Origin of the sequence: Salipiger mangrovisoli, from assembly GCF_015223355.1 — a bacterium.
GTDB classification, from domain to species: domain Bacteria; phylum Pseudomonadota; class Alphaproteobacteria; order Rhodobacterales; family Rhodobacteraceae; genus Salipiger; species Salipiger mangrovisoli.
Map to the genome: position 1 here is coordinate 1 of NZ_JADFFK010000060.1, position 6,933 is coordinate 6,933.

At 67.8% G+C, this 6,933-nt stretch carries 7 protein-coding genes; 5 read left to right on the forward strand and 2 right to left on the reverse strand.

Annotation, left to right across the window (positions count from 1 at the left end):
• Positions 1 to 715 precede the first annotated feature (715 nt).
• Together IQ782_RS29085 and IQ782_RS29090 are read left to right on the forward strand one after the other, a co-directional pair.
• The gene (locus IQ782_RS29085) at positions 716 to 1,252 is read left to right on the forward strand and encodes a helix-turn-helix domain-containing protein (RefSeq protein ID WP_194138156.1); all 537 of its coding nucleotides are present in this window, start codon (positions 716 to 718) and stop codon (positions 1,250 to 1,252) included.
• Positions 1,249 to 3,156, forward strand: coding sequence for a relaxase/mobilization nuclease domain-containing protein (locus IQ782_RS29090; protein ID WP_194138157.1), 1,908 nt, complete (start codon positions 1,249 to 1,251; stop codon positions 3,154 to 3,156). The genes IQ782_RS29085 and IQ782_RS29090 overlap by 4 nt, the downstream gene beginning before the upstream one ends.
• Before the next feature lie 90 nt (positions 3,157 to 3,246).
• Here IQ782_RS29090 and IQ782_RS29095 read toward each other — a convergent pair whose 3' ends face one another.
• Positions 3,247 to 3,450 carry a hypothetical protein gene (locus IQ782_RS29095; RefSeq protein ID WP_194138158.1) on the reverse strand — a complete coding sequence of 68 codons (204 nt, stop codon included), beginning with the start codon at positions 3,448 to 3,450 and terminating at the stop codon, positions 3,247 to 3,249.
• Between the two features lie 189 nt (positions 3,451 to 3,639).
• Here IQ782_RS29095 and IQ782_RS29100 point away from each other — a divergent pair, with 189 nt between their 5' ends.
• Positions 3,640 to 4,359, forward strand: coding sequence for a helix-turn-helix domain-containing protein (locus tag IQ782_RS29100; protein ID WP_194138159.1), 720 nt, complete (start codon positions 3,640 to 3,642; stop codon positions 4,357 to 4,359).
• A gap of 122 nt (positions 4,360 to 4,481) precedes the next feature.
• Positions 4,482 to 5,276: a hypothetical protein gene (locus IQ782_RS29105; protein WP_194138160.1), complete on the forward strand. Its 795-nt coding sequence runs from the start codon at positions 4,482 to 4,484 to the stop codon at positions 5,274 to 5,276.
• Positions 5,277 to 5,353: 77 nt separating this feature from the next.
• Here the strand turns inward: IQ782_RS29105 and IQ782_RS29110 are convergent, their stop codons facing one another.
• Positions 5,354 to 6,247, reverse strand: coding sequence for a hypothetical protein (locus IQ782_RS29110; RefSeq protein WP_194138161.1), 894 nt, complete (start codon positions 6,245 to 6,247; stop codon positions 5,354 to 5,356).
• Positions 6,248 to 6,385: 138 nt separating this feature from the next.
• Between IQ782_RS29110 and IQ782_RS29115 the strand changes: the two genes are divergently transcribed.
• On the forward strand, positions 6,386 to 6,933 hold a 548-nt coding region (locus tag IQ782_RS29115), incomplete at its 3' end, for a capsular polysaccharide synthesis protein (RefSeq protein WP_240989665.1).

Here is a 6,933-nt window from a genome sequence, read left to right on the forward strand (position 1 = left end):
GCGCAACCCTCGAACGGAGAATGCCGCGGGAGAGGCCGCCAGCCCAGTCAGGCTCACACCGCGATCATGGGGTCTAACCTAAGCAGAGTCCGCTGGGTCATTACACGTCCTCCAAGTCCTGCGGTCCACACATCCAGCACGCCAGACCTCCGGCGGCCCAAGCCTCCAGCGATCAACATCACCACGGCTCCTGCGCTCAAGCTCTCAACTTCTCGATGAGTTAAAAACTCAATATTTCAATATCTGCAGCAGTCCGCCGATCCAGTAGTCCAGCAATGGTGCACTCATTCATTCCTGCTCTCCTGCGTTCCAGCGACCCAGCACCCGCCGCGATTTTTTTGGCCCAGGGATTGCGCGCGGAGCGCACATTGGGGCTGGGGGCCAAAAAATCGCACATTGGCCCTCTCCACTTGGCGTGAGGCGGCACGCCCCACGCCAAGCACATCGGGACGGGTGTGATCCGCGGACGGCCCCGGCGGCAGCTCTCGCAGGGGCGAGATTGCCGCCTCCTGGCCTGCGGATCACCGCGCCCTGCCTGCGTGACCCCGAGGGGTCATCGGGCGCGATACGGAGACCATGAAGGCTGACCGGTTTCCGCAAGCGGAAATCCCCCGAAGGGGCGAAAACCGGCCTCCATGGTCGGTTGGCTGGAACGGTATTGTGTTGTACACCTATAGAGCGTGTTTGAATTTTGATTGCTGCTTGAGGTTGCGATATGCCCCGTGGGCCCCGTCTCACCCACAAGGATATTGCCGAGATCAATCGCCTCCTGGGCGAGGGATTGCCCGATGCCGAGATCGCCCGGCGTAGCGGGCGGTCGCGCCAGACGGTGGCGCGGGTGCGCAATCAGGCGGCCTCGTCGCACACCACGACCGAAGGCGCGGTGGTCGGAACCCGGGTCAGCGTCGAGGAATACGCGGCCTTCAAGGCGCTGATGGAAGCCGAGGGTCTGACGCCCTCGGATGGCATTCGGCGTCTCATGCGGCTGGCTATCGGGGCGCTTGATCTGCGGGTCGAGGAGATCGAGGCCCTCGCGCAGAGCCGCCGCGAGCTCGTGGCGGTGGGGCGCAACCTCAACCAGATGACCCAGCTTGCAAACTCCGGGCGGCTCAAGTGGAACGCGCGGGACGGCAAGACCGTGGCGCAGCTCGACGCGCGGGTAGGGGATCTGACCGAGGCGCTGACCAATTTCATCAACGTCGCGCGCCGCCGGACCTTGGCGCATGTGGCCTTCCCGGAGGCGGACAAATGAGGGCGGGGTCGCTGTCGATCGAGGAGGCGGTTCTTGGCTATCCGCTCGAGGACCTCGCGCGCCGCAGCCGGAGCGGCGGCAGCGGAACGCGCGTTCCGGGCGCGGCGCAGAGCAGCGTGCAGGCCCGGTCCTTCCGGGCCTTTGCCGGCAACGCGCAGCGCTCGCCGCAGTCTGTGGTGAAGCGGATCAGGGCCGGGGGGTGTCATTCCAAGGAGGAGCTGACCCGCCAACTCAACTACATCACCCGGGAAGACGCGGCACATGCCACCTGGATGAACTTCGCCGGGGTGGACCGTGATCTTCGGCCCAATACTCTGTCGCGGGCGGTGGAGGACTGGTCCTCGTCCTGGCGCGGCGCGCCCCGGCGTGGGCACACGGACCACATCATCCTGAGCTTTCCGAAGGGCACTGGCATCGAGGCAGCCGAGGCGGTGGCGCGGGAGTGGGGGCAGGCGATCTTTGCCAGCGGCGACTACGGCGATCAGTGGCGCTATGTCGCCGCGGTGCACCGCGACCCGGATCACATCCACGCGCATTTTGTCGTCGACAAGGTCGGCTGCGACTGGGGCAACTTCCTGTCGATCAGCATGAAGTCGGAGCTGAACTACGACGTGATGCGCGAGTGCCATGCCGAGCTCTCGCGGGCGCATGGCATTGACATGGTGGCCTCCAACCGCCTGTCGCGCGGGATCATCGAGAACCCGCCACGCGAGACCGAGTATCGCGCGGCGCATGACAGGACGGGCCGGGGCGACCTGGTTCCGCCGCCGCCGATGTCGGACGCGGAGAGGGCGCACCGCCGGGCGGTGGTGCAGGACTTTGCACGGCAATATTCCAGTCTTGGTTTGCTCGCGTCGCTCTCCGGTCCCGGAAACGCGTTCATGGAAAAGCTGTCGCAGGCGTTCTTCGCGTCGGCGCAAACCCTAGAAGAAGGAGGGCGCCTCATGCCCGAGGCAGACACCCTGATGCTACAGCAAACCCACGCTGCCACGCAGGACCAGAGCTTTGATCCCGTCGCGGCCATGACGCAGGCGCGCGAGCAGTTGCTGGCGGAGGCGCGGGAGACCTGGGAGAGCATTCAGGCGATGGAGGCCGGGCCGGAGCGGGTGCGGATGGAGGCGGAGTTCTCTCGCACCAGCACCGAGCTTCTGGCGGCGACCCAGGCCGATCCCTTCTTCCAGGACCATGCGATGCTGGCTGAGACGCGCGACGATGTCTTTGCGCATCTGACCCCCGCCTCGCTGCAGCACGTACGGGACGGGCTCGAGGCGGAGGATCCGCGCATAGGCCAGATCGACAGCACGCTGGACGATCTGCGCGAGGCGCTGGCCGCCGCCTTTGCGCAGGATGCGGATCTTATGGCGCAGCTTGGCACGACGCCCGAGGAGTTGGCGGAATACGCGGCGCAGGGAGACCACTCCCTGGCGCAGGCAGCGCTGTGGCGCGGCCGGGCGGAAAGCCTGGACGAAGGCGCCTCCGCGCGGCTGGCCGCGGTCTTGGAAGCGGGGCATCGGATCATCGACGGCGTGACGGTGCCGAGAGACCTTGTCGAGCAGCTCGCGCTCGACCAGCTGCTGACCGTGGACAAGCACCACCAGCTTGCCGACGTGCCCGCCATCGAAAGCCTCGTTGATCGGATGGCGGAGGCGCTCTCCGATGAAGACTTGGCGAAGGTCCTCGAGGGCGACAGCACCCCGCTGCAGGACGAAATCCGCGATCCCGCCATTCGGGCGGCGGTTGCGGCCGAACTGAAGAACGAAGCCGATCTCGTGGTGGGGCAGGGGGCCCGCGAGCGCGAGACCGTGGAGGCCTACCAGGCGATGGCGCGAGAGCGGCAGGCCGAGCTCGCGGCCGAGCATGCCGCTGAGCGTGGCTTGGACATTGAGGACGGGCACGAACTCTAAGCAGACGGGAGGATCTCTGACGATGATCCAGACTCTCGACACGGCCTGGCCGCGCTCATGAGACAGCGCGGCGAGCCCCCCGGAACCCCGCTAGTGCTCGCCCAGGATGGCTCTTGCTGCCGCGCGTGCGAAGTCGATGGAGTGACCGAGGTTCTCGAGCTCCATCGCACTCCGTTCGAGGACGTCCCGATCTTCCGCACGCAACGCATACCCTGCACCGGCATTCGCCAGCGCGCGTAAAGCTGCCATCAGTTCCACACGTGGCATGGTCTTCAACTTCTCCCGTTTGGCCAACCGCCGATCGTCCCGCCTGCCGCCGCTGACGTGGACGCGCTGAGGGTGAGTGAAATGGGACCAGGACGGCTGCCCGCCTGGTCCCCCGTGGGAAACACAAAATCTCGACTCGCACCGGCGATAAATGATCGCGTCCCGGCCCGTCTCATATTGCCTTCCCCGAGGTAAAATGTTCAAAAATTGACAATCGTGAGCAAAAAATTGGATCGTTTGGTGGGGCAGACCTCGGTGACCAGGCAGCATTGGGAGCTGGCCAATCTCGGGTGGCTCGGAGAACGCAGCGCAAGGTTCAGGCAGGAGGTCAGCACCCATGTGCTCCTGAGGCGCTATTCTTCTGGCGACTATCCGCATCACGTCGGCGATGACGCCGGGGGGATTTACGGGGTCATTGAAGGCAGTTTTGGCACCTATGCGGTCAGTGACGCCGCCGGCATCGTGCTGGGGCATATCTTCCGGGAAGGCGCGTGGTTCGGACAGGGCCCGATAACCTCCGGAAAGCCGCGCTACCTCAGCTTCAAGGCGATGGAGCCGTCGGTCATCCTCTACCTGCCGCCCGCCGCGCTCAACCAGATCGCCCAGAGCTTTCCCGGTGCCGAGCGCGAGCTGATGTCCCTCTCCGAGTACAACCAGGTGCTCATGACGCGTGTCGTCTCGGACCTGCTGATCCGGAAGACGGAGTGCCGGATCGCGGCTGTCCTGCTGAGGCTGTTCGAGATCAGGCCCGGCGGCCTCAGGGGAGGGGATAGATGCCGGCTGACACAGGCCGAGCTCAGCGAAATGGCGAACACCTCGCGGCACACGGCGAACACGGTGCTGAAATCTTTCGAGCAGAAGGGCTGGATCGAGGTGAGCTACGGCAGCATTACCTTGATAAACCCTGAAGAGCTGCGCCGGTACGCCTATGCCTGACGTCCCGGAGGGCCAGGCTGCGGGACGACGGGAAGGAGGCCGCCGCCGCGCTCGAGGCCCGAGCACGCTTGTCTCCGCGCACCCCGCGCGCTAGCAGGCCGCAGGCCGGACAGGAAAGCGCCATGGCAAAAGAGATCGAGGTTCTGGAGGTCGGGGAGGTGCGCTTCCTGACCACGCATCGCACCCTGGCGCTGGTGGCGCGCACGCTGAGCGCCAGCCTCGCGACGGTCTCCGAGCGGTTCGGCCCCACCGACATCTGGCTCGGCGCGCATCGCACGCGCCGCGTGCCCCGGACCGCGGGACGGCGGCTCGTGGTGGTGCAGACCGAGCAGATCCTCGACGCCGGCGGCCAGACCATCGAGACCAAGCTGACGCGCAGGCGCATCGCCCGCCTGGCGCTGCAGGCCGATCTCTTCGTCGAGTGGAACCCGCAGAACCGCGCCTTCTACGGCCTGCTGCCGCGGCTGCTGCCGCGCCGCTTCCTGTTCGGCCCCTATGTCTTCCCGCTGGGCGCGCGCAAGCAGGCGGCGGGCGAGGGGCTGGTCTTCGTCGGCAATGTCACGCCGGAACGGCAGGCGAAGCTCGCGCGCCTGCCCGACGTGCGGGTCCTGCCGATGAAGGCGGGCATCGACGAGATCGACCGCAGCATCGCCGCCGGCGCCGCGATGCTGAACCTGCACTCGCTGCCGGGCGCCTATACGGAGGTGCCGCGGGTGCTGATGGCCTATCTGGCGGGCAAGCCGCTGGTCTCCGAGGCGCTGGCTCCGCCCTTCGCGGCCGGGCGGAGCTACCTGCTGCCCGAGGCGCCGCGCGGCCCCGAGGCGCTGGCGCAGGCCTGGCAGGGGCTGGGCGCGGTGGCGGCGCGCTACCCGATCACCGGGATGCTCCGGGCCGGGGCGGGCCGCACGGGCGGCTGATCCGCGCCCGCCCCAGACCAGCTTTTAAAGCCAGTTCTTCAGCCCAGCGTTTCAGCCCAGCGTTTCAGGCCAGCGTTTCAGGCCAGCTTCTTGCCGAGGTACTTCTTGCGCGGCGGCGCGGGCAGGTCGACGATGGCCTCCTCGCCCTGCGCCAGGAAGGCAAAGGGCAGCTGGCAGTCGATGCCGCAGGACAGGATGTCCTCGTACCAGCGCTCGCCGAGCGCCGCGGTGCGCGGGTCGGCCATGTCGCGCAGGATGAAATTCGTGGTGAACAGCCGGTCGGTCTCCAGCGTCTTGCCGGCCTCCAGCTGCGCCAGCATGTAGCGCAGCATCTGGTGCGACTGCGCGCGGTAGCGGTCCTGGAACAGCGAGTCGGTGAACTCCCAGAGCACGTTGTCGCGGATATGCGGGCTGAGGCGCAGCGCCATGGCACCGTGCTTCTCGACCAGCGTGTCGCGGAGGCCCTCGAGCTCGGCATGGGGGATGCGGCGCTTGTCGTCGAGATAGGTCACGAAGCGGTGCCGCGCGAGGTCGGGGAAGAGATGCGGCAGCGCCTTGGCCACCTTGGCCTGATGCGCGCTCAGCACCGGGTTGCCGCTGATCGGCAGGTCGAGCGGGATCGGCTTCCAGCCGAGGTCGCCGACGATCTCCAGCACCGTGGGGTTGTTGGAGACGAAATAATGCGGCCAGCGCTCGGGGCGGTTGTTGCGGTCGTAGGTGAAGCTGCCCAGCGGCCCGCAATAGGTCGAATAGATCGCCATGTCGGTGCTCTGCCCCAGCCCCTCGGGCGCCGGGTGCAGCGCCGCCTGGCCGATGCCCGCCGCCAGCGCCGTCCGCTGCAGCGGCGCGCGGTCGAACTCGTTGGAGATGCCGCTGCTGCTGTGCTCCAGCCGCCGCACGGTCTTGCGCAGCCCGCGGGTGAAGCGGCGATACTTGACGATCGCGCGCAGCTTGAGATGCGACAGGGACATGGCGGGGCCTCCATTCGGGACGCCGGGAGCTCGCTTGTGCGGATCCGGGGGCTGGGCTAAGCCGGGTCCGACCCTTTTGACCAAAGCCGCCGCGGCGTGCAACAGGGCAATGGCGGCACATCGACGGGAGCCGGACGCTTGAAGAAACGCATCTGCATGTTCTGGGCCCAGGGCGAGGCCGGGGCCCCCGAGATCGTCCGGCGCTGCTGGGACGCCTGGGCGCGGCTGAACCCCGGCTGGTCGCTCGAGATCCGCAGCGATGCCGACGCCGGCGCCGCCTTTGCCGCGCTCGGGCTGGCGCATGCGCCCAGGACCTTCCAGGGCCGCGCCGACGTGATCCGGGTGCAGGACATCGCGGCGCATGGCGGCGTCTACGTCGATTGCGGCACGATCCCCTGCCGGCCGCTCGACGACTGGCTGGCGCCGCTGATGGAGGAGGGGTTCTTCGCCTTCCACGATCCCTACCGCCGCCGCCCGGTCGAGAACTGGTTCCTCGCCGCGACGCCGGGCCATCCGCTGGCCGAGGGCTGGCTGGCCGAGATGCGCCGCTACTGGGACCGGCCGCGGCGGCCGCAGGTGCTGCGCCGCGAGCTCGACCGCGGCGCCAGGGGCGCGCTGGCCTGCGGGCTTGGCGGGCTGCGCGGCCCGGCGGGCAAGAAGCGCGTGCTGGAGCCGAGGGACCGGGT

Coding starts and splice junctions, on each gene's coding strand:
- IQ782_RS29090 (WP_194138157.1), top strand. CDS start 1,249: ATGAGGGCGGGGTCGCTGTCGATCGAGGAGGCGGTTCTTGGCTATCCG.
- IQ782_RS29110 (WP_194138161.1), bottom strand. CDS start 6,247: ATGTCCCTGTCGCATCTCAAGCTGCGCGCGATCGTCAAGTATCGCCGC.
- IQ782_RS29085 (WP_194138156.1), top strand. CDS start 716: ATGCCCCGTGGGCCCCGTCTCACCCACAAGGATATTGCCGAGATCAAT.
- IQ782_RS29105 (WP_194138160.1), top strand. CDS start 4,482: ATGGCAAAAGAGATCGAGGTTCTGGAGGTCGGGGAGGTGCGCTTCCTG.